This is a genomic window from Bartonella sp. AC130YNZD (assembly GCF_042196865.1).
Classification (GTDB): domain Bacteria; phylum Pseudomonadota; class Alphaproteobacteria; order Rhizobiales; family Rhizobiaceae; genus Bartonella.
The window spans coordinates 101,427-121,910 of sequence record NZ_JBHIQZ010000006.1 but is presented as its reverse complement, the minus strand read 5'-3'; the positions used below and the strand labels follow the sequence as shown (position 1 = coordinate 121,910).

22 protein-coding genes, 1 tRNA gene and 1 pseudogene are annotated in these 20,484 nt (G+C 35.6%); 11 read left to right on the top strand and 13 right to left on the bottom strand.

Going from position 1 to position 20,484, the window contains the following annotated elements; all coding sequences use genetic code 11:
• The 3 genes from ACFINU_RS04165 to ACFINU_RS04155 form a co-directional block, all read right to left on the bottom strand.
• A partial coding sequence (locus ACFINU_RS04165) for a YdaU family protein (protein ID WP_375618099.1) occupies positions 1 to 680 on the bottom strand: 680 nt, incomplete at its 3' end.
• A gap of 148 nt (positions 681 to 828) precedes the next feature.
• On the bottom strand, positions 829 to 1,191 hold the full coding sequence (locus tag ACFINU_RS04160) for a hypothetical protein (protein WP_375618100.1): 363 nt from the start codon (positions 1,189 to 1,191) through the stop codon (positions 829 to 831).
• Between the two features lie 2 nt (positions 1,192 to 1,193).
• Complete coding sequence (locus ACFINU_RS04155) at positions 1,194 to 1,460, bottom strand: helix-turn-helix domain-containing protein (RefSeq protein ID WP_375618101.1); 267 nt, start codon at positions 1,458 to 1,460, stop codon at positions 1,194 to 1,196.
• A gap of 87 nt (positions 1,461 to 1,547) precedes the next feature.
• Here ACFINU_RS04155 and ACFINU_RS04150 point away from each other — a divergent pair, with 87 nt between their 5' ends.
• The 8 genes and pseudogenes from ACFINU_RS04150 (at position 1,548) to ACFINU_RS04115 (ending at position 6,094) form a co-directional block, all read left to right on the top strand.
• Positions 1,548 to 1,901 carry a helix-turn-helix domain-containing protein gene (locus tag ACFINU_RS04150; protein WP_004859838.1) on the top strand — a complete coding sequence of 118 codons (354 nt, stop codon included), beginning with the start codon at positions 1,548 to 1,550 and terminating at the stop codon, positions 1,899 to 1,901.
• A gap of 274 nt (positions 1,902 to 2,175) precedes the next feature.
• Positions 2,176 to 2,550 (top strand): hypothetical protein, encoded by a 375-nt coding sequence (locus ACFINU_RS04145; protein WP_375667374.1) that lies wholly within the window; start codon positions 2,176 to 2,178, stop codon positions 2,548 to 2,550.
• A gap of 64 nt (positions 2,551 to 2,614) precedes the next feature.
• Positions 2,615 to 2,977 carry an antA/AntB antirepressor family protein gene (locus tag ACFINU_RS04140; RefSeq protein ID WP_375618103.1) on the top strand — a complete coding sequence of 121 codons (363 nt, stop codon included), beginning with the start codon at positions 2,615 to 2,617 and terminating at the stop codon, positions 2,975 to 2,977.
• A 15-nt stretch (positions 2,978 to 2,992) separates the two neighbouring features.
• Positions 2,993 to 3,721, top strand: coding sequence for a Rha family transcriptional regulator (locus ACFINU_RS04135; RefSeq protein WP_375618181.1), 729 nt, complete (start codon positions 2,993 to 2,995; stop codon positions 3,719 to 3,721).
• Between the two features lie 12 nt (positions 3,722 to 3,733).
• Positions 3,734 to 4,264 carry a hypothetical protein gene (locus ACFINU_RS04130; protein ID WP_375618104.1) on the top strand — a complete coding sequence of 177 codons (531 nt, stop codon included), beginning with the start codon at positions 3,734 to 3,736 and terminating at the stop codon, positions 4,262 to 4,264.
• A 123-nt stretch (positions 4,265 to 4,387) separates the two neighbouring features.
• Positions 4,388 to 5,194 carry an ERF family protein gene (locus tag ACFINU_RS04125; protein WP_375618105.1) on the top strand — a complete coding sequence of 269 codons (807 nt, stop codon included), beginning with the start codon at positions 4,388 to 4,390 and terminating at the stop codon, positions 5,192 to 5,194.
• A gap of 1 nt (position 5,195) precedes the next feature.
• On the top strand, positions 5,196 to 5,819 hold the full coding sequence (locus tag ACFINU_RS04120) for a lambda exonuclease family protein (RefSeq protein ID WP_375614822.1): 624 nt from the start codon (positions 5,196 to 5,198) through the stop codon (positions 5,817 to 5,819).
• Positions 5,820 to 5,891: 72 nt separating this feature from the next.
• Positions 5,892 to 6,094: pseudogene (locus tag ACFINU_RS04115) on the top strand (helix-turn-helix transcriptional regulator).
• 99 nt (positions 6,095 to 6,193) lie between these two features.
• Here ACFINU_RS04115 and ACFINU_RS04110 read toward each other — a convergent pair.
• From ACFINU_RS04110 to ACFINU_RS04095, 4 genes are all read right to left on the bottom strand, one after another.
• A tRNA-Thr gene (locus ACFINU_RS04110) sits at positions 6,194 to 6,269 on the bottom strand.
• A gap of 196 nt (positions 6,270 to 6,465) precedes the next feature.
• Positions 6,466 to 7,824, bottom strand: coding sequence for an acetyl-CoA carboxylase biotin carboxylase subunit (gene accC, locus ACFINU_RS04105; RefSeq protein WP_375613402.1), 1,359 nt, complete (start codon positions 7,822 to 7,824; stop codon positions 6,466 to 6,468).
• Between the two features lie 14 nt (positions 7,825 to 7,838).
• Positions 7,839 to 8,336, bottom strand: a complete 498-nt coding sequence (gene accB, locus ACFINU_RS04100) for an acetyl-CoA carboxylase biotin carboxyl carrier protein (protein WP_375613403.1) — start codon at positions 8,334 to 8,336, stop codon at positions 7,839 to 7,841.
• Positions 8,337 to 8,578: 242 nt separating this feature from the next.
• Positions 8,579 to 9,451 carry a DsbA family protein gene (locus tag ACFINU_RS04095; protein ID WP_375618106.1) on the bottom strand — a complete coding sequence of 291 codons (873 nt, stop codon included), beginning with the start codon at positions 9,449 to 9,451 and terminating at the stop codon, positions 8,579 to 8,581.
• Between the two features lie 342 nt (positions 9,452 to 9,793).
• On the opposite strand from ACFINU_RS04095, the gene glpD reads away from it, so the two are divergent.
• The 3 genes from glpD (at position 9,794) to cobT (ending at position 14,376) form a co-directional block, all read left to right on the top strand.
• Positions 9,794 to 11,326: a glycerol-3-phosphate dehydrogenase gene (gene glpD / locus ACFINU_RS04090; RefSeq protein ID WP_375618182.1), complete on the top strand. Its 1,533-nt coding sequence runs from the start codon at positions 9,794 to 9,796 to the stop codon at positions 11,324 to 11,326.
• Between the two features lie 691 nt (positions 11,327 to 12,017).
• Positions 12,018 to 12,998 (top strand): tRNA dihydrouridine(20/20a) synthase DusA, encoded by a 981-nt coding sequence (gene dusA, locus ACFINU_RS04085; protein WP_375618107.1) that lies wholly within the window; start codon positions 12,018 to 12,020, stop codon positions 12,996 to 12,998.
• A gap of 391 nt (positions 12,999 to 13,389) precedes the next feature.
• Entirely contained in the window at positions 13,390 to 14,376 is a 987-nt protein-coding gene (gene cobT / locus ACFINU_RS04080) for a nicotinate-nucleotide--dimethylbenzimidazole phosphoribosyltransferase (protein ID WP_375618108.1), read from the top strand.
• 48 nt (positions 14,377 to 14,424) lie between these two features.
• Here cobT and ACFINU_RS04075 read toward each other — a convergent pair whose 3' ends face one another.
• The 6 genes from ACFINU_RS04075 to rnr form a co-directional block, all read right to left on the bottom strand.
• A complete protein-coding gene (locus tag ACFINU_RS04075) occupies positions 14,425 to 14,916 on the bottom strand; it encodes an Lrp/AsnC family transcriptional regulator (RefSeq protein ID WP_375608344.1) in 492 nt (163 codons plus the stop codon).
• Between the two features lie 21 nt (positions 14,917 to 14,937).
• Complete coding sequence (locus ACFINU_RS04070) at positions 14,938 to 15,567, bottom strand: uracil-DNA glycosylase family protein (protein ID WP_375618109.1); 630 nt, start codon at positions 15,565 to 15,567, stop codon at positions 14,938 to 14,940.
• A gap of 28 nt (positions 15,568 to 15,595) precedes the next feature.
• Positions 15,596 to 16,159 (bottom strand): thermonuclease family protein, encoded by a 564-nt coding sequence (locus ACFINU_RS04065; RefSeq protein WP_375618110.1) that lies wholly within the window; start codon positions 16,157 to 16,159, stop codon positions 15,596 to 15,598.
• A gap of 328 nt (positions 16,160 to 16,487) precedes the next feature.
• Positions 16,488 to 16,655: a 50S ribosomal protein L33 gene (rpmG, locus tag ACFINU_RS04060; RefSeq protein WP_004864083.1), complete on the bottom strand. Its 168-nt coding sequence runs from the start codon at positions 16,653 to 16,655 to the stop codon at positions 16,488 to 16,490.
• A gap of 102 nt (positions 16,656 to 16,757) precedes the next feature.
• Complete coding sequence (locus ACFINU_RS04055; protein ID WP_375618111.1) at positions 16,758 to 17,930, bottom strand: MFS transporter; 1,173 nt, start codon at positions 17,928 to 17,930, stop codon at positions 16,758 to 16,760.
• 276 nt (positions 17,931 to 18,206) lie between these two features.
• Positions 18,207 to 20,483, bottom strand: a complete 2,277-nt coding sequence (rnr, locus tag ACFINU_RS04050; protein WP_375618112.1) for a ribonuclease R — start codon at positions 20,481 to 20,483, stop codon at positions 18,207 to 18,209.
• Between the last annotated feature and the right edge of the window lies 1 nt (position 20,484).

Sequence of the window (20,484 nt, the reverse complement as noted above, 5' to 3'; positions counted from 1 at the left end):
AATCGACAACCGCGATTAGCTTGCGCTCGTTTTGCTTTTTTGGGAACGTTCTCTTGCTCGTGAATGGGAGGTTGGTTTTCTACACCCGTTGCGATTTGCTCTGATGTGGTCTCAACAGCAGCAACCTCTGTTGGCTCGTCAACCAAATCGATTGTTTCTAAATCTTCAAAATCAATTTCTTTTTTTGCTAAAACGTTAGTTTTAGTTTTTTTATATATATTCTTATTCTGGTTCTTTATAGCTTGATTTTGCTTAGCGTTTGCTTCAGCAAAAAAAATGTTTTGCTTGTCATTTGCTTCAGCAAAATTATTAACATGTTGTTTTGTATTATTTTTTGCTTGTGCACCTTTTTTACCAGCCTCACTACGAACTTGCGATATGTGCTCTTTTTTATCAGAAAAATCTTTTAGTTCTTCTTCAACGCGCGTATTCCACAATCCATTATCTGTCTCAACAAGTTTATCATTCCTCATTAAGTATTCGACAATAGCTGCAAATTTTTTCTGCGAACAATTGCAAGCACGTGCAAGCGTTTCAAAATCTTCTTTAATTGGTGCTTTTTTATCGTACATGCGAACGAGAAGCGTCATATAAGCGCCCCTTTGCTCTAACGTCATTCCATCTGTACCACTTATCCAGTCATACAAATGGAATCTTATCCATGGCATACCATTAGACATGCGCGCCCCCTTCTTTCATTAAATATAAATTAGTGATCATAATCCCCCCCTTAAGGCTGTTGCCTATTTATGCGTGAGCTGTGACAGAGCGCGTAGTCATAAGTTAAAAAAAAATGAACTCACTCAATTCAAAAATACACTGCATGCTTCATCTCGCTGCACTAACTAAATGTGTAGACCGATTGTATTTCTGTAAACTATCTATGAAATGCTTTTTGAAACCGTGCGCATCGCTATATGCCTTTATCGATAATGAAGGTCCTAAAGTACTTTGAACTATCAAATTATCATTTGCATCAAGAGAAAAATTCCAATCAGAATCGCTAAAAACAATTGTGCTGCCGTCTGGAAAATCCATTTCTTTTATTGAATCTTTCAAAATGTGAAAAGTGTAATATGGTCTTTGCAATACCTTTGTAGAGCTTTGCATTTTTTTATGAGAGACATAAAAACAAAAAATCGTGATTACATTGGTCGTAAAAAGCACAATAATCGTTGCGAAAATGTCCATTTTTATTTTCTTTCTTCATATTGAAGCTTCGTCATTTCATTTTGTTCAAATGGCTTCATGCAAACAGTGGAACCCTTGACAAAAGAAGGCGTTGGAGGAGATTGTTCATTCCATAACGCTTCGAGAAGATATGCAACGGCTCCTCTTGAAGGAACACCATATTTTTCCCAACGCCATACTGTTGACTTGTTGACGCCTAACTGTGCTGCCATTTCTTTCAGAGTTAAATTCAGATTTTTACGTAACTGTTTTACTGCTATTTTTCCCATAAAAAATAATATGCATTATGAGTACTTAAAAGTCAAGTCGAAATGCATACCAATTATATGCAATATGAATATATTAAGGAGATAAAAATGCTTAGTAACACGATAGACCAATCTGCTAGATTAATAAAAGCGCGTTTAGCGCGTGGTTTTAGAAGTGCTAAAGAAGCAGCTAGATATTTTGGCTGGAACTACTCTAGCTATATACAGCACGAACAAGGATTAAGAGGAATATCACGGGCATCTGCAAAATATGCAAAAGCATTTAGAATTAGTGAAGGATGGTTATTAACTGGAGAGGGAGAAGGCCCCTCCTTTCCAATTCCTGCCACAAAACAAACTGTTGATGAGCAAATTATTAATCTACTGCAAAAAACAACTCAACCAGATAAAGAAACAATTCTTCACCTTTTAAATCGCCTGCATGCAGAAGAAAAAAAATAAAAGCTTTTTTTCTTTCATTACTAAATGTAGAAACCAGATGCATTATTTTGTTATCTAATTCTATATCACTTTTTATTATTTTCATAACCATTCACCTTCCCCTTTCATGAGAATCGTCATTTAGAAAAAAATCTTCTTACAAGATTTTTATACCGTTAAAAATAAAATACACATAACGCATATTTTATTGTTGACAAGTATGCATTATGCGTATTATATATATTCCATAAACCACGCACAAACAATCGCCAAGAGGCGTTAGGGAGGAAAAATTATGGATAAGCCAATTCTTATTAATTCTGATGAAATCTTATTAGTTATCTATGATGATGATCAAAACATTGGTCGATCGGGACCACTGGATGAAAGCCAAGTTCTAAAAATTATTGACGAGGCAGATGATGCAATCCAAATCTTTCGCATCAATCCTTCTGAGAATAATTGTGAAGATATCTCTGAAGAAATTGCAGAAGCATATGTAAAAGAAAATATCGAACATCTCCACGAGGAGAGTAAAGTTCATGACTTTGTACGCGAGAGTGTTGCTTACCATGACCTTTTATCTGATTTAGCAAAAGAAAAATATAATGATGAGATTTACGGTACTTACGAACAACAACACCGTTTGCGTCCTTGTGATGTGCTTTAAATTCTGAAGGGCGCTTTTAAAAGCGCCTCCCCTTTTCCCATCAATAATTGATTAGAGTAAACTTATGACCACACATGATACTCATATTCATAGTGAAGGATATCTCACGCCTGAAAACGAGGTAGACAACAAAATCGGTTATGTCCAAATGGTCAATGCCCATGTAATGCATAGGTACTTACATTTGAAACAAGATTTTTCCACTTGGTTTAACGATTGTGTTGAAAAGTTTGATCTAAAAGAAGGCGTGGATTTTGTTTTTACAAAACAAGAATGGAACAGACAGAAGATTTGTCCAAAATCTGAAATAGAAACAGATAAAACTGATAATCATTACTTCAAAATTCACGCAACAAAGAAAATCGCTAAAGCAGAGCGCCATAGAAACTATGGCAGAATATTATACCAAAACTTATGTTTTTCTTAATTAAGGGGGGTGATGATGCAAAACTTTATTACAATATCTGAAAACAATTTTCAAAACACAACTGTTCCAACCATGTCTAGTCGTGAAATTGCAGAGTTATGCGGTAAGCAACATGCGCATATTATGCGTGATATTCGACAAATGTTAGGAGAATTATATCCTGAAGGGGGTCAATCCAAATTTGGATCCACCTATTTAGATAAACAGGGTAAGCCCCAAAACTGTTACAACCTTCTTAAACGTGAATGCTTCATTTTAGTTTCTGGTTACAGCATGACATTACGTGCTAGGATTATAGACCGTTGGCAAGAGTTGGAAAAGCAAGCTGTAACACCACAAATCGACTATTCAAGTCCAAAGGCTATGATTGGCTTTTTGAATTACCTACAAGGTCAAATAGATCAAAAAGACACCATCATTGAAGATTTAACACCAAAAGCCATGGCTCTTGAAAGCTTACAGCGCCAGGATGGACTCTTCGGTCTTACAGAAGCCGCTAAAATACTTGAGATGCAACCAAAACAGTTCATTCAATTCTTACAGCAAAAAGGTTGGGTTTACAGACGAGCAGCAGGTGGAAATTTGCTTCCTTATCAAGACAAAATCCAAAAGAAACTTATGGATTGTCCAACTATCACACTTCAAACCGCAAATGGAATAGAAAAGGTCATTCCTTGCGCAAAAATCACCACAAAAGGTATGGGGCTGCTGTCTCAAGAGCTTAAAAGACAAAGCATGCATTAAGAGGAGGTTATTATGATAAAAAAGAAATATGAACTGACTGATGAAACAATCGAAGTTGGGCGCAAAACGCTCCGCCGCATTCGTGCATTGAGAGATTTGGAGGACGTCAAGAAAGGTGATCTTGGCGGCTATATCGAGAAAGAAGACAATCTAAGTCATGATGGCAATTGCTGGGTTGGGGGTTATGCCAAGGTTTATGATGATGCTAAGGTTTACGAAAATGCACATGTTTACGGTTATGCCGAGGTTTACGACAATTCTCGTATTTATGGCAAAGCAGAAGTTTTCGATGAACCGTGCATTTACGGTCATGCAGAAGTTTACGGTGATGCATATATTTGCGGTGAACCGCACGTTTTTGATAATGCAGAAGTTTATGGCAATGCACAAGTTTACGAAGAGCCATACATTTACGATAGGGCGCGTGTTTACGGTGATGCGCATGTTTACGGTCATGCAAAAATTTACGGTGATGCATGTGTATGTTGGAACGACTGGATTGATGACGATAGAAGAATCGCAACTAGAGAAAAAACCAGATGAGAAAATAACGAACGACTAATCTTATAGTATCTCTATAAGCCGTTTCTAACACCGAAAAACCAACTTTTAAACACCAGCGTGATTCACGCCACGGGGGAATTGCGCGCAATGGAGGAAAGAAAAATGAATGAACAAAACACTAACTTAACAGAAGTAAACAAAACAAACGATTGTGAAGTTAAACCTACAGCTATGGAACTTATTTTAGAAAGAGCTCTAGAAAATAATGTTGATCTGGACCGTCTCAAGAGCCTTCTCGAATTGCGAGAAAAGGAGATAGAACGACAAGAGCGCCAAAACTTTGTCCGTGATCTTTCTGCTATGCAAATGGAATACAAAGATATCGAACAAAACGCCATTAATACACATACTAAAAGCCTCTATACAACGCTTGATAAATATATTGATGCTATCAAAGAACCTCTTGCAAAACATCACTTTGCCTTGTTCTCTCGTATCAAAGACCAGAGTTCAAATGACATAACTGTAGAAATGACTTTAAAGCATATATCGGGCAATGAAATATCAACACAAGGAACATTTCCCATTGATGCTACAGGAAGCAAAAATAACACACAAGCGGTTGGTTCTACTATAAGCTACGCACGTAGATATCTCTTAGGCATGCTTCTTAATGTTGCAAGAAAAGAAGACGATACAGATGGAATAACACTTCTTGCGGGTATCTCTCCTGAACAGATGAATGAAATCAAAGAATTAATTAAAAAAACACAATCTGAAGAAAGTAGGCTTCTCTCTTTCATAGGAGTAAAAAATCTAAAAGATATGTCTTTTAAACAAGCACAAAACGCTTTGTTTTCTTTGAAAAAAAAGCAACGAAAGCAAATGAATAAAGCACAACAAGAGCAATTAGATGCACCTATACAAGATATTGAATATACACCAACTCAACAACAAACGGCGGTGTGAGATGGAACAAAGAACAGCAGAATGGTTTCAAGCGCGCTTAGGAAAAGTCACTGCTTCAAACGTTTACAACGTACTCAGTAAGACAGCAAAAGGTTTGCCTACAAGCAAATATGAAGATTACAAAACGAAACTCATGACAGAACGCTTAATAGAAGAAATAAGCCAATCTTATACAACACCTGCTATGCAATGGGGCATTGAACATGAAGAGAATGCCTTGAGAGAATATGAATTCATTTATGACGCAGAAGTCACAAGATGCGGGTTTATCCCACACCCCAAAATGGAAATGGCGGGGGCTAGTCCTGATGGGTTGATTGGAGAGGACGGTTTAATAGAAGTCAAATGTCCACAATCAACAACCCATCTTCGTTTTTTTATTTATGACGAAATCAAGCCTGAATATATCGCACAGATGCAATTCCAAATGGCTTGTACAGGACGAAAGTGGTGTGATTTCATGAGCTATAATCCAAACTTTGTAGGCAAATCTACTGGTTTGAGAATGAAAATCAAACGTGTCCTCCGTGATGAGAAACACATTGAACAGATTAATCAAGCGGTCGAAGTCTTTTTAGCAGAAATAGAACAAGAGATGCAAAAGATTTTGGCAAAAGCTGCTTAAACCTATGGGGGTGCTCTCTCCTCCCAGCACTCCCACCCATTTAATTAACATAAAAAAGAGAAAGGTAATGAGATGATATTTGATGATGGAGATAGATATGTAACGACACGTGAGTGTGCACAGCTTTTTAGTGTATCCACAACAACGATTCGCAATTGGGTGCTTCAAGGGGAGTTTCCGCAACCCTATAAGCTAGGAAGAGCAGTGAGATGGAGAAAAAAGAGATCTTAGCCTTCACTCCAAAGAAAAATAAGGAGCAAATAAGAACAAATTAGGTAAAATTATATAAACTGTAGAAGGTGGTCTAAAAGGTGGTCTGAAAATGGCTGTTTAAAGAAAAAATCTATATATTTCAATATATTTAAGAAATAAAATGGTGCCCCCAGAGAGACTCGAACTCCCGACCCCCTGATTACAAATCAGGTGCTCTACCAACTGAGCTATAAGGGCATAACCATGTAGGAGTTAGCACAAACTAACAAAAAGGAAAACAGAAAATTATTAAATTTTATGCATATTAAAAGAAAACTATATAAAAAATAACCAATTTATTTCCTTTTTTCCACTTTTTACAGCAAGGTTGGAACTATCCTTATGTTGATATCTTATAGAATCTTTTATAAGAATGCACCGTTTTGCTATCGAATTACGAATCTGAAGACTTTGATTGATGAGCAAGGTAATTTTCTAGCCAGTGAATATTATAATTACCATCAGCAACATCTTGATTATTAATAAGATCGCGAAAAAGAGGTAGTGTAGTTTTTATCCCATCGACGACAAATTCATCTAAAGCACGCCGTAAACGCATCATACATTCTAAACGGGTACGTCCATGAACAATCAGCTTTCCAATCATGCTATCATAGTAAGGAGGAATACGGTAACCTGAATAAGCGCCTGAATCAACACGAATCCCTAAACCTCCAGGTGTATGAAAATGTGTAATGGTTCCAGGTGATGGCGTAAAGTTAATAGGATCTTCTGCATTAATACGGCATTCAATGGCATGACCAGAAAAACAGACTTCATCTTGTGTCACTGAAAGTTTACAGCCTGATGCAATATGGATTTGTTCGTGAACTAAATCTATACCTGTAATTGCTTCAGTTACAGGATGCTCGACTTGTAAACGTGTATTCATTTCAATAAAATAAAATTCGCCATTTTCATAAAGAAATTCAATAGTACCAGCTCCACGATATCCAAGTTGGGCACAAGCATTTGCAACAATATTTCCAATTTTTTTCCGTTCAGTTTCATTAAGTGCAGGTGACGTAGCTTCTTCCCATACTTTTTGATGCCGTCGTTGAAGTGAACAATCGCGTTCTCCTAAATGAATAGCATTTCCCGCACCATCACCTATGACTTGAATTTCAATATGACGGGGTTTTTCTAAATATTTTTCTATGTAAACAGCGTCATCACCAAAAGCAGCTTTCGCTTCTGAACGCGTTGTTTTGAGAGCTATAGAAAATTCTTGTTCAGAATGAACGACTTTCATACCACGTCCACCACCACCGGCAGAAGCTTTTATAATAACTGGATAACCAATTTCACGAGCAGTGCGTAAAGCATCTGATTCTTCAGTGACTGCTCCATCTGAACCTGGAACTACAGGAATACCAAGTTTTTTGGCGGTTTTCTTTGCTTCGATTTTATCGCCCATGATTCGGATATGAGTAGCTGTTGGACCGATGAATGTAATATCATGGGCTTCTAAAACATCTGCAAATTTTGCATTTTCAGAAAGAAAGCCATAACCTGGATGAACAGCATCCGCTCCTGTAATTTCACAAGCAGCAATAATTTGCTGAATACTCAAATAAGAATCACGAGCGGGAGGAGGGCCAATACAAACACTTTCGTCAGCAAGACGAACATGCATTGCATCTGCATCAGCGGTAGAGTGAACAGCCACGGTTTTTATGCCAAGTTCTTTACATGCACGTAAAACGCGAAGAGCAATTTCTCCTCGATTAGCAATGAGGATTTTTCGAATCATGGTTGCCCCTCGCTTTATTCAACAATAATAAGTGGTTCACCAAATTCAACAGGTTGACCATCTTTGACAAGAACAGTGGTTACCGTGCCTGAGCGTGGTGATGAAATTTGATTCATTGTTTTCATGGCTTCAATAATAAGTAATGTCTCCCCTTCAGAAACATTTTGTCCTACTTCTACAAAAGGTTGTGCGCCTGGTGAAGGTGCAAGATAGGCTGTTCCAACCATTGGAGAGGTTATTGTGTTTTTTGATTTATCTTCTTGGATAGATTGTATAGGAGATTCAGCTGTTGGAACTGGAGAAGATGTTACAGAAAAAGTAGGAGTAGAAACAGGAGCATAGATTGCTTGCTCAGAAGAAGTTAAGGTATTCTGGCGTGAGACACAAATACGAAGCTCCCCTTGTTCAACTTCAATGTTCGTTAAATTTGTATCATTCAAAATTTCAGCAAGATCACGAATAATTTTCGTATCAATTGCGGTTTTTGCCGAATCCATTTTTTTTGTTGCCATTTTATTTCTAACTCCTTGATCAATGAAGATCGTCATTATCTCATTTTATGACCGAATATCTCTAGATTAGGGATGACATCTTTTGAGGCTTTAAAGATTTTTATTTCCTTTAAATCATTATACTTTGCAATTTAAAACTTGTATCTGCTTTACGTAAAATTGCACTTATAAGCCTGTTATCAAAAAAGAGAAAGCATAAAATTACCTCATTTACAGTATTCTTCCTAAAACGGATCAGGTATTCACTGTGCATTATCTATCGCTTGTTTTAGAATATCTTGTCTGGCTGCGCCGATGAATATTTTATCACCAATGATGTAAGAAGGTGTTCCCGTAATATGAAGTGCAGAGGCAATTTGAATGTTTTCTTTAAAAGCGTTTTGCAGAGTGGGATCTTTTATTGCATTATGTAGTTTTTTTTCATCTGCTCCTAATGAAACAGCTACTTTAATAGCTTTAGCTTCATTTGCACGACCCTGATACATTAAAAGCGTTTTGTGAAACTGAGGATATTTCTCTGGAAATTGTTTTCGAAATGCGTAGGCAACAGTATGGGCTGCCATAGAATCAGAGCTTAAAATTGGTAAGTCCTTGATAATAACCTTTAAATCTGGATATTCTTTTATTAAGTCTTCTATATTTGAATAGGAAATTTTACAATATCCACAGTTGTAATCAAAAAAATTGACAAGCACTCTTTTACCATTTGGGTTTCCCAAAACAGCGTCATGAGGAGAATGAAAAATCTCTTTTTCTAATGAATGAATGACAGAAGTTTGTTTTTGGTTTTCGTATTCATTCTGTTTTTCCAGCTTATCTTGAAGAATAAGCTGCATTTCAATCATAATTTCTGGATGAGTAAGAAGATACTCTTTGACGATTTGTTGAATATGATGAGAATCAGTATGTGGTATCATTTTTTCTTTAAGCTTAGATAAAAAGCTAGAATCTTCTAAAAGTTGTGATTTAAGCTTTTCTAAGCTTAAATCATTTGCTGTTTTTGAGTGTGATGTTGCGTTTGATAAAGAAGGTAAAAAGATTAAAATACTCGACATAACTATGACTAAAATTTTTGAAAAAAGTGTTATTTTTGAGTTTTGAGAGTGATAATTCATTTGTATACCTTCACATTTTTTAGGGTGTCATTGAGTGAACTATATGAAAAGCGCTATCTATGTTCAATGAAGCATTTAGTTATAGTGTATCTTTAAGAATGAGAAAAAACATCAATTTTTCTCTAAAAAGATTTCATATGATAAAACTTGGCTTGGTAAGGATTATGTTTTGTAAAGGATAAAAAAAATCTCTTTAATTTGTCAAATGTTGTTTTGATGTATAAGGGTATCAAAAGCTTTTTGTGCGTGTTTATTTTAGGAAAAAGTACGTTGATAATACAAAGAAGAACACTTGTATTATTTTTTCCTGTTGCTTTATTGAGTACTGAGAAACAAAATTAAATAATAAAAAGTGAAATTATGAAAACCATAACACATTATGAACTGTTTATTATTGGAGGAGGGATAAACGGCTGTGGATTGGCAAGAGATGCAGCAGGACGCGGTTTTAAAGTGGGATTGGCTGAAATGAACGATCTTGCATCTGGGACCTCAAGTGCGTCAACAAAGCTTATTCATGGTGGGCTTCGTTATCTTGAACACTATGAGTTCAAACTTGTTCGTGAAGCATTGAAAGAACGCGAGATCATTTTACGTATGGCTCCACATATTGTGCGTCCTTTGCGTTTTCTCCTTCCTTATCATAAAGAATTGCGCCCTGCTTGGATGTTGCGTTTTGGACTTTTTATTTATGATTATTTAGGGAATTGGAATCAGAAGTTGTGGCGCAGTAAAACGATTAATTTTTCACAAAAATTTTGCTCTACACTGAAGAAAGAATATCAGAGAGGTTTTGAATATTCTGATGCAAGAGTAGATGATGCGCGTTTAGTTATTGGCAATGCTCGTGATGCAGAAAAGTGGGGAGCTGATATAAAAGTACGAACAGAAGTTCTCTCTTTAAAAAAAGAAGACAATAAATGGCGTATATTTCTTCAAGACAAGTTAAGTAGCAAAGAATATAGTGTCACAGCTTCTTATGTCGCGAATATGACAGGACCTTGGATTGATCATGTTTTGGCAAGCATATTAGATTGTAAAAAACATCCACCAGTACGGCTTGTTAGAGGTTCTCATATTTTGGTTCCCAAGCTTTATACTCATGATCGTGCTTATATTTTTCAAAATGGTGATGGGCGTATTATATTTGCTATTCCGTATCAAGAAGAGTTTACCTTACTTGGAACAACAGATTGTAATTATCAAGGAGATCCGGCTGACGTTCATATTACTGATACAGAAATTGATTATATTTGTGCAGCAGCCAGTGAATATTTCATACAACCAGTGTTGCCTGAAACGATTGTCTGGTCTTACTCTGGAGTTCGTCCACTCTATGATGATGGAGCTTCAAAAGCACAAGAAATTACGCGCGATTATGTTTTAAAAGAAATGGGAACAGGAACGACACCAAAGATACTTAATCTTTATGGTGGAAAGATTACAACTTATCGTAAGTTGGCTGAAGATGCGATGAAATTTGTTGAAAAAGAGCTTGGTAAAAAGGGAGCATCATGGACGGCTAAGGCAGTACTTCCAGGGGGTGATTTTCCCTATAACAAATTAGATACAATCGAAAATAGGATTGCTCTTTTAATGCCAGATTTAGATGCTTTTACACATCGCAGGCTTGCACGCTCCTACGGTACGGAAGCGTTGGTGATCTTTGCACATGGTAAGGCAAATAAAGGAAAAAATTTTGGACATGGGCTTTATGAAGTAGAAGTAAAATGGTTGATGGAAAAAGAATGGGCTAAAGTATGTGAAGATGTGTTATGGCGTCGTTCAAAACTGGGACTCCTATTTAATGAACAAGAGGTTGATACTCTTTCTTCCTATATGCAAAGCCAACAAGAGATTGAACAACGTTTATGATCATTTCATTTTACAGATTGTATCTGCAATATTGTAAAATATTTTCCTTCGAGAGATACCGATATTAGTTATAGATATTAAAAAGGCAATGGTTGTCTATACCCTGATTTTAGTTTTTTTTTGCAAGAATCATAAAATGGCAAAATTAGATAGAATATTTAAGATGAAATTTGTCTATCTTATAAAGTGAAATCTAAGAATATCACCAAAAAGAACTCATTGATAAAAAGTAATTTATAATTAGATTCGTGTGAAATAAGGTTTTTTTCTTCTTTAGGAGAAGATAAAGCTACTTTCTGTATCGTTTATTTGTACAATGAGTTAAAAAAATCTAAAGAAAATTAAATCGATCATGAAAAATTGTATAATGTGTTAGTTTAGCATTTATTATCTTAAACGCTGTACTAAATCATGTAAGGGGAGAGGCTTGAAGAGCGTAAGAAGAACTTATAAATGAGTTTTTTATATTATAGTAAAAATCTTCTTTTTTCATGTTTATATACCTGAACACTAATCTATGAGAAATGCGATATTGTGTTTTGGCATGATTGATTGTAGTAAACCTTGATATCAATAATGAGCTGTTATTATACTCATGATAGTATAAGAGAATAAAATTTTCCGTAAACTAAAAGTAAGTATTTTTTTATGTATAAAGAGAGAGCTATAGAGACTTGAGAGTAATACCCTCATGATATTTTACAACCTTCCATCCCCTATAAAATTTGCAGTAGCACCAATGTTGGACTGGACAGACCGACATTGCAGGTTTTTTTATCGTCTTTTAACGAAAAAAGCTCTCCTTTATACGGAAATGATGGTAGCAGATGCTGTCATTCATGGTGTTCGTGAACAATTGTTGGCTTTTAGCGACAAAGAACGTCCAGTTGCATTACAATTAGGGGGGGCAGATCCGAAAAAGTTAGCAGAAGCTGCACGAATTGCTGAGGATTTTGGCTACAACGAAATAAATCTCAATGTTGGTTGCCCATCAAATCGTGTTCAAGCAGGGGTCTTTGGAGCTTGTTTGATGCTACATCCAGACATTGTAGCAAATGCCGTAGAAGCAATGAAACGAGAGGTTACTATACCTGTAACTGTCAAATGTCGGATTGGAGTGGACGAACAAGATGAAGAGTTAGCGTTAGATCTTTTGGCTAATCAGGTTTGGAATGCTGGATGTGATGCGCTCTGGATACATGCACGCAAGGCATGGCTACAAGGATTGAGTCCGAAAGAAAATCGCAATATTCCGCCCCTTAATTATGAAAGGGTTTACAAATTAAAACGTCAATATCCTCATAAATTCATTGGGATAAATGGTGGAATTAAATCGATTGATGAGATCAAAGAACACTTAACTTTCTGTGATGCTGTCATGGTTGGTCGCCAAGTTTATCATGATCCAACTTTGTTAAAACATATTGATTTTGAACTCTATGGTGAGTCGCAGAATAGTCTAAGTGAGAGTGATCTTATTGAGGTTATGTGTGATTATGCGGCTCGACATATTGCATCGGGGGGACGGCTTTCTCATGTGACGCGTCACATGATTGGTTTATTTCATGGGCGGGGTGGGGCACGTCGATGGCGGCAAATACTATCAAATGATGCGACAAAACCAAACGCAGATATATGTACTTTAAAAGAAGCTTTTTATGCTCTCATTTAATAACAGTCAGACAATTAACATATATTAAAGTTGAGATCCTTTGCGTTTTGATTTCTTTGCGATAATTTTGATCTCTTCAATTTTATAAGTTTTTGAAAGTTTATAACTTTTATTATGAATAAGAATGTTAGAATTTATATATTAAACGGCATGCTGATTATGCCTATTAAATAAAAAATAGCTTAAGGGTATCACTGTAAAGGTAGTCATAAGATATTAATAACATTTTGAATCTTGCACGTTTGTTATTGGGTAGAAAATAGAATGTAGAAATTATTGCTTTCATAGTATTTAACATTTTTAAAGCACTGTTAAAAAAACAATAAATTATTCATATCCTGTATATATGACGTGATTTTCATAAACATTGTAGATTTTAAAAGGTATCCTTATGATCGCTAGTCCATTTGATGATTTTCGTGCTTTGCTTACAAATTTACCTGTTGCTGATGAGTTTTCTATAATTTTGGCAAAAAAACGGCAAAAAAACTTAACAAAAGAGCAAGGAACATTGGGAAAACTAGGAGATATTGCTGTTTGGTATGCGGGGTGGAGGGGTACAGAAAAACCTATCGTAACCCGACCTTTGGTTGCTATTTTTTCTGGAAACCATGGTATTGTAGAGGAGAATATTACACCATTTCCACAATCTATGACACAAAAAATGGTAGAAAATTTTGCCTCTGGTGGAGCTGCTATCAATCAAATTTGTATTGCTTATGATCTTGGATTAAAAATTTTTGATTTAGCATTGGAATATCCAACAATGAATATTACGAAGAATGCCGCAATGGATGAGCGGAGTGCGGCTGCTACAATGGCATTTGGAATGGAATCCATTGCGGGTGGTACAGATCTTTTATGTATTGGAGAAATGGGAATTGGAAACACAACAATAGCTTCAGCTTTATGCTTAGCATTGTTTGGAGGGGAAGTGGAAGAATGGACAGGAAATGGTATGGAATCAGAAGGTGATTTTTATCAGCGTAAAATTGCAGCGGTTAAGACAGCCATTTCTTTGCATAAGGATTATTTTAATGATCCTTTTGAGATAATGCGTCGCTTAGGAGGACGTGAGATTGCTGCTATGGTTGGTGCTATTTTAGCAGCAAGAATAGAAAAAATACCCGTTATTTTAGATGGTTTTGTGGCAACAGCAGCTGCAGCGGTTCTTTATAAAATGCATCCAAAAGCTCTTGATCATACCCTTGTTGGACATGTTTCTTCTGAGACAGCTCATCGTAAACTTTTAAAAAAAATTGGCAAAGAACCACTTCTAGATTTGGGGATGCGTCTTGGTGAAGGGACAGGAGCAGCTATGGCAGCTGGTATTGTCAAAGCTGCTGTTTTAACACATGCACAAATGGTGGTTTTTTAACAAGAAAGTTTGAATGCCTAAAAGATCATAAGACGGATATAAAAAATCTTAAGAGCTTTGTTCATGCGTCTTGTCGTGTAATTTAATATAATTAAGTGGAAGTTCTGTTGTATATTTAATCTGTTCCATTGCGAAAGAAGAAGAGACATCACGGATGTCAATTTTAGAAATTAATTTTTTATAAAAAAGATCATAAGCTTCAATGTTGGGCACAACAACACGCAATAAATAGTCAATATCTCCACTCATTCGATAAAATTCAATGACTTCACGGAATTCTTGCACAATTTTTGAAAAACGCTTAAACCATTCATGACTATGTGTATTTGTGCGAATAGACACAAAAACAGTGACGTGTGCGTTTACTTTTTCTGGAGAAAGAACAGCAACACGACGCTGAATGACGCCATCTTCTTCAAGTTTTTGAATTCTACGCCAGCAAGGAGTGGTCGAAAGCCCCACTTTTTTAGCAATATCAGCAACAGAAAGTGTCGCATTTTCTTGCAAAAGATGTAAAATTTTTCGGTCAAGACGATCCATATTTTTTCTCAATATTTTAATTTATAAAAATTTACGCACTAAACGACGCAGATATACAATAAGCTCATCGTTAAACCATGGGTTTTTCTGTAACCAAGAAGTATTTCGCCATGACGGATGAGGCAAAGGCATAACATTATAGCCTCGAGGTTGAGGAATGGAAAGAATATTTCTCCAATCACCAACAGTTGCAGAAACGGTTTTATGTTTTAATTCTGTAATGTGCCACTTTTGCGCATAACTGCCAATAGCAAGAACAAGCTTTATTTGAGGCATTGCCTGAAATATCTTTTCATGCCATATTTCTCGACATTCACGTCTTGGTGGTAAATCAGCTTTATTTTTGTCATAACCTGGAAAACAAAATCCCATAGGAACAATAGCAAAAAGAGATTTATTATAAAATTCTTCTTTCGTGACACCCAACCAATTACGCAATTTTTCACCAGAGCGATCATTAAAAGGGATAGAAGTTTTATGGACACGCAACCCTGGTGCTTGGCCTGCAATTGCAATCGAAGCAGTATCGGATAAATAAACGACAGGGTTTGGTTGATGAGGAAGAGGAGGAAAATAATGGGGTTGTTGGACGCAAAAACGACAGGAATAGATCTCTTTTTCAAGTTTGATAATTGGGCTACATTGTTTCATTAGTAAATAAAATTAAAAAATATTTTTCTTATTCTGTGCGAGGATTTGCTTTGCGCCATTCTTTTGGTCGTTGAAAACTTGATGCCCATATTCCTTTCTTTTTCTTTCTAGCTTCTTGCTCTTCTTTGGGGTATTCATAATAATTTACAGCCCAACCATTATGTACAAGTGTTGCGTTGATATTGCTAACTTGTTTTGTTTTACATGTTGCAAGAATACGGCGATATTTATCTGTTTTTTGCCAGTGACATGTAACAATTTTATTTTTTAATAATTGTTCTAAATATTTCTTTGCTTCAAGCCCACAAGGGTAGCGTGCTTTCTTTTTTCCACAAAATTGGTGGAGTTCAGGAGCATCAATTCCAGCTAGTCGAATCTTAATTGAAGAAATCATAATGGTATCACCATCAATGATTAATGCATTTCCTTCAACAGAGTTTTGAGAAGAAAATTTTTCTTTTTGAGGCAACCGCTGAATTTTCTTAAAATAAGTTGACATAATGATAAGAATGCTAGCAGCGACAAAAATACTGAAACCGATTACTTTTAGATTAAAGCCTCTTAGATTAAAATGAGAAAAAGATTTTTTCATGAAATAAAGAAACTGCTAACATTATTATAACTCTATTTTAGTATTGTTTATAATTCACCCGAGAAACTTTATTCATATGACGAAACAATGTCTCGTTTTAATGACAAAGTTTTCGTTAGATATCACAATAATCAAATACTCATGCAGAATATATGTAAGCAACTTAAATAATAATTCAACTTATCTAAATCCGTACAAAAACAAATTTTAAAGTAAACTTTTTAAACTTAAGGAAATAAAAAAAACACCCCTCAAAAATAACGTTGAAGAGCAATACTCCCACATTTCTTTTGGAGTATAAAATCTATCAATTCAATGATAATTCTATTTATTTAATTTTTGTTTCTTTAAATTCAACGTGTTTTTTTACAACTGGATCATATTTACGCTTGCTCATTTTATCTGTCATTGTACGGCTGTTTTTCTTTGTTACATAGAAAAAACCAGTATCTGCAGTTGATAAAAGCTTGATCTTAATGGTTGCTGCTTTAGCCATAATGTAAACACCCTATTTATACTGAAAAAATATTATTGCTGTCAAAACTTATTTCCAACATCATCAGATTTTCCGGCAACACTACGGATGTTCTCAAAAAAGTCAAGAGCTGATTAATTTTCTCATAAGTTGGACAAACACCAAAATGACATATAAACCGAAAAAAACAGCCATGGCTATTGAAAAACCGAAAGGTTTAAAGATATCCATGGATTTTCCGATAAAGATCGGTCCGATGAGCATACCAATTCCATAACAAAAAATAAAAGCAGAATTAGCAGCAGCAAGTTCTTGCCCCTTGAGACGGGCTCCTAAATGTGCAAGACTAATTGTATAAAGGCTCGCTGATACACCACCCAGAAAAAACAAATCAAGCATCAGAATCCATGGATATTGAAGAATCCATGGTACTATAAAAGTTCCTATAAAACCTAGAATAGCGCAACTCATCAGTGGGTAGCGTCGATCTTTGGCGTAGTCGCTTATAATGCTGATAGGAATTAAGAGAAAAATATTCCCAAGTGCAAGGGTTGCCATAAAATGTGCTGCTTCATTCTCATTATAACCAATGGATAAACTAAAGGGTATTATAAGAGTTAATACGCCCATTTGAATGGCCCCGTAAACAAGGACCGCCATCATTGCACTTGGAACGTGAAAAAGATAACGAAACAATGGCATATATTGATTTTTTTGAAATTCTGGACTTAATTTCCAAGCGGTAAAAATTGGTATAGTAGCAAGCATAATAAGGCTATATCCAACAGCAAAAGGAATAAATCCTTGTGTTCCCACTTTTGCTAGCAGCGTTAGACCTATTATAAACCCTAATCCTAAGACAATAGCATAAATAGAAAGGATCAAACCGCGTTTTTTGGGGGGAGCATAACTGTTGATCCAAAACTCTGACAGGATAAACATAACTGTCATGCTGAAATGTAATATAAACTTTAAAATAAACCAAACCCATATGGGATCAAAAAAATAGAATCCTAAAAAACTTAAAGATCCTATCGCCATCATAAGCAATATTGTTTGAGCGATTCCTAAGCATAAGGCGATTCGAGACGTAAAAATAGCTGCAATAATTGTGGCGATTCCACCAACTGTTCCACTATAGCCGATTGTACTGTTGGAAAGTCCTTTCTCTGCCATAAGAAGAGAAACAAGTTGTGTTCCCATTGCCAAAGCTGTTCCAACAGTGCCAATGGTTGCAATAGCGGCAATAATTGCACGCAAAGAATTATTTTGAGAGTCAAAAGGTTTTTTTTTCATGAGAATGGCTTAAGGTACTCTTGTTTATTTAAACAATGAAAAGATGAGCTGAAATGAAAGGAAGCCAAAACTATCCTTTGCAGTTTCTCTCATTTTCTAAGTATAAAAAACTGCAAGATTTCTATATGGTTATTATAGAATTAATAATAAAATTTATCCTCTTGTATACTAGAGAAAGAAGATTGTATATATAAAATAATATAAATATTATATAATATAAGTCATTTCTTAAATTGAATTTATTATTCATATTCTATTTAATTGAGGGAAAGAAGCTTAATTTTTTCTTTTCCCATAAAGAGTATAATTTTGTTTTTTTAATTTGTTTTTATGGTAGGATGTCGGTAAAAATTTTATTGGACGAGGTTTTGTTAACAGTTCAAAGCATAAAGCGCCAGCAAAAGGTTGTACCGTTATAAGTTTTACTTCTACAACATCACTGAGCTGATAGCCTTTATGGCTACGCTGTCCTACAAGAACATGTTGTGCTTCATCAAAATGATAATAATCATTTTTAAGTGTAGAAATATGGACAAAACCATCTGTATTGAGTTTATCAAGTGAGATAAAAAGACCTGCTTTTGTAACTCCGGAAATGCGGCCTGTAAAAATACGACCGATTTTATTCGTTAAATAGTGAGCAACAAGCCGATCTATCGTTTCTTTTTCAGCCATCATTGCACGGCGTTCGTATAAAGAAACTTGCGTAGCAATTTCTGCAAGATTTTGTTCTTGTGTATCTGTTAATTGATCATTTCCTAATTTGAGAGCTTTAATGAGTGCTCGATGAATAATGAGATCAGCATAACGACGGATTGGTGATGTAAAATGTGTATAGTTCTGCAAATTCAAACCAAAATGGCCACTATTTTTAGGGTTGTACTCTGCTTGTGATTGTGAACGCAAAATAACTTGATTGACTAGTTCTTGTTGTTGAGTATGAGCGACCTTTTCTAAAATTCTATTAAGGCGCGCTGAGGTAAGTTCGCTTCCGCGGGAGAGTGGTATCCCCAAACTTTGAAGAAAGCTCCGAAGTATTTCTTGCTTAGCAAGAGAAGGTTTTTCATGAATACGATAAATGAGCGGCTGGTGATGTTGTTTTAATGTTTCAGAAGCTGCAATATTGGCTTGTATCATAAACTCTTCAATTAAACGATGCGCTTCTAATTGTGTTTCACTCACAACATCTTTTATGCATCCATTTTGATCAAGAATAATCTTTTTTTCTGCAATTTCTAATTCTAGTGGTTGGCGACGATTTCGCGCAGCTTTAAGGCATGCATAGGCTTCCCATAAGGGGTGCAAAATGCTCTCAAAAAGAGGGGCTATTTTTTCATTTATATTACCTTCAATTGCCAATTGTACTTCTTGATAAGAAAGTTTGGCTCTTACACGAATCATAGTACGATGAAAACTATGTTTTCGTTTATTACCGTTTGCATCAAAAATCATGCGAACGGCTAAAGCTGGTCTTTCTTTTCCTTCACGCAGAGAACATAAATCATGAGAAAGGCGTTCAGGTAACATTGGCACAACGGTATCGGGAAAATAAACAGAATTTCCACGTTTCAATGCTTCTTTATCTAAGGCGCTTCCTGTTTTGATATAATAAGAAACATCTGCAATGGCTACAATAATAATCCAACCATCATTATTTGCTGGATCCTTATCCTTGGTTGCATAAACTGCATCATCATGGTCTTTTGCATCTGGTGGATCAATTGTAATAAAGGGTAATTGTTGCCAATCTTCACGATTATCCATATTGGCAGCTTTGATATGTTTGGCTTGCTCAAGAACACTTTCAGGAAAAATATAAGGAATTCCTTTCGAAAGAAGCGCTATCATTGAGAGTGTTTTCTCACTCTTAATGTGCCCTAAAACATTCTTTATTTTTGCGCTCTTTAATCCGTAACCAGTATTTTTTTTTATTTCGACTTCAACGAGATCACCAATTTGAATCTTCATTTCTGGAGACATTTCAACAATGAGTTCATTGGTTTTGCGGTCTATAGGATCAAGGCGCCATTGATTATTTTCCAATTTTCGTACAATAGCAAATGCGCTTTTGGGAGATACGTCAATTTTACGAATAATTCGTCCCGTATAAGGATGGCTTGAGCTTTCAGAATTTTTATTTCGAAAAACTTTTACAAGAATATGATCTCCAACACCAATATTACTTCCTTTTATGTGATGAAAAGAGTGTATTTCAATATTGGGCTTTGGAGAATCTTCCCATTCAAGAGGTTGTGCAATAAAACTTCCATCTTTATCACGTCCGCTAATTTTTACTAAAGAAACAGGGGGTAATTTTCCTTTGCTTATTGCTCTTTTGTGGTGTTTAGATATGAGATTTTGATCCTTTAACTCACGTAACATATCTCTAAGCCAGATACGAGAATCGCCTTTTAAGTTAAAAGCTTTAGCGATTTCTCGTTTACTTGAGTGGTTAGGATTCTCAATTATAAAGGAAAGGATTGCTTCCTTATTGGGAAAAGTTTTCCCCTTGAATGAAGAGAGATATTTTATGTTTTTTTCACCTTTAGCCAAA

Bases quoted from the DNA above. Each gene is read 5' to 3' on its own strand.
- ACFINU_RS04160 (WP_375618100.1), bottom strand. From the start codon at position 1,191: ATGGACATTTTCGCAACGATTATTGTGCTTTTTACGACCAATGTAATC.
- ACFINU_RS04155 (WP_375618101.1), bottom strand. From the start codon at position 1,460: ATGGGAAAAATAGCAGTAAAACAGTTACGTAAAAATCTGAATTTAACT.
- ACFINU_RS04150 (WP_004859838.1), top strand. From the start codon at position 1,548: ATGCTTAGTAACACGATAGACCAATCTGCTAGATTAATAAAAGCGCGT.
- ACFINU_RS04145 (WP_375667374.1), top strand. From the start codon at position 2,176: ATGGATAAGCCAATTCTTATTAATTCTGATGAAATCTTATTAGTTATC.
- ACFINU_RS04140 (WP_375618103.1), top strand. From the start codon at position 2,615: ATGACCACACATGATACTCATATTCATAGTGAAGGATATCTCACGCCT.
- ACFINU_RS04135 (WP_375618181.1), top strand. From the start codon at position 2,993: ATGCAAAACTTTATTACAATATCTGAAAACAATTTTCAAAACACAACT.
- ACFINU_RS04130 (WP_375618104.1), top strand. From the start codon at position 3,734: ATGATAAAAAAGAAATATGAACTGACTGATGAAACAATCGAAGTTGGG.
- ACFINU_RS04125 (WP_375618105.1), top strand. From the start codon at position 4,388: ATGAATGAACAAAACACTAACTTAACAGAAGTAAACAAAACAAACGAT.
- ACFINU_RS04120 (WP_375614822.1), top strand. From the start codon at position 5,196: ATGGAACAAAGAACAGCAGAATGGTTTCAAGCGCGCTTAGGAAAAGTC.
- accC (WP_375613402.1), bottom strand. From the start codon at position 7,824: ATGATTCGAAAAATCCTCATTGCTAATCGAGGAGAAATTGCTCTTCGC.
- accB (WP_375613403.1), bottom strand. From the start codon at position 8,336: ATGGCAACAAAAAAAATGGATTCGGCAAAAACCGCAATTGATACGAAA.
- ACFINU_RS04095 (WP_375618106.1), bottom strand. From the start codon at position 9,451: ATGAATTATCACTCTCAAAACTCAAAAATAACACTTTTTTCAAAAATT.
- dusA (WP_375618107.1), top strand. From the start codon at position 12,018: ATGATATTTTACAACCTTCCATCCCCTATAAAATTTGCAGTAGCACCA.
- cobT (WP_375618108.1), top strand. From the start codon at position 13,390: ATGATCGCTAGTCCATTTGATGATTTTCGTGCTTTGCTTACAAATTTA.
- ACFINU_RS04075 (WP_375608344.1), bottom strand. From the start codon at position 14,916: ATGGATCGTCTTGACCGAAAAATTTTACATCTTTTGCAAGAAAATGCG.
- ACFINU_RS04070 (WP_375618109.1), bottom strand. From the start codon at position 15,567: ATGAAACAATGTAGCCCAATTATCAAACTTGAAAAAGAGATCTATTCC.
- ACFINU_RS04065 (WP_375618110.1), bottom strand. From the start codon at position 16,159: ATGAAAAAATCTTTTTCTCATTTTAATCTAAGAGGCTTTAATCTAAAA.
- rpmG (WP_004864083.1), bottom strand. From the start codon at position 16,655: ATGGCTAAAGCAGCAACCATTAAGATCAAGCTTTTATCAACTGCAGAT.
- ACFINU_RS04055 (WP_375618111.1), bottom strand. From the start codon at position 17,930: ATGAAAAAAAAACCTTTTGACTCTCAAAATAATTCTTTGCGTGCAATT.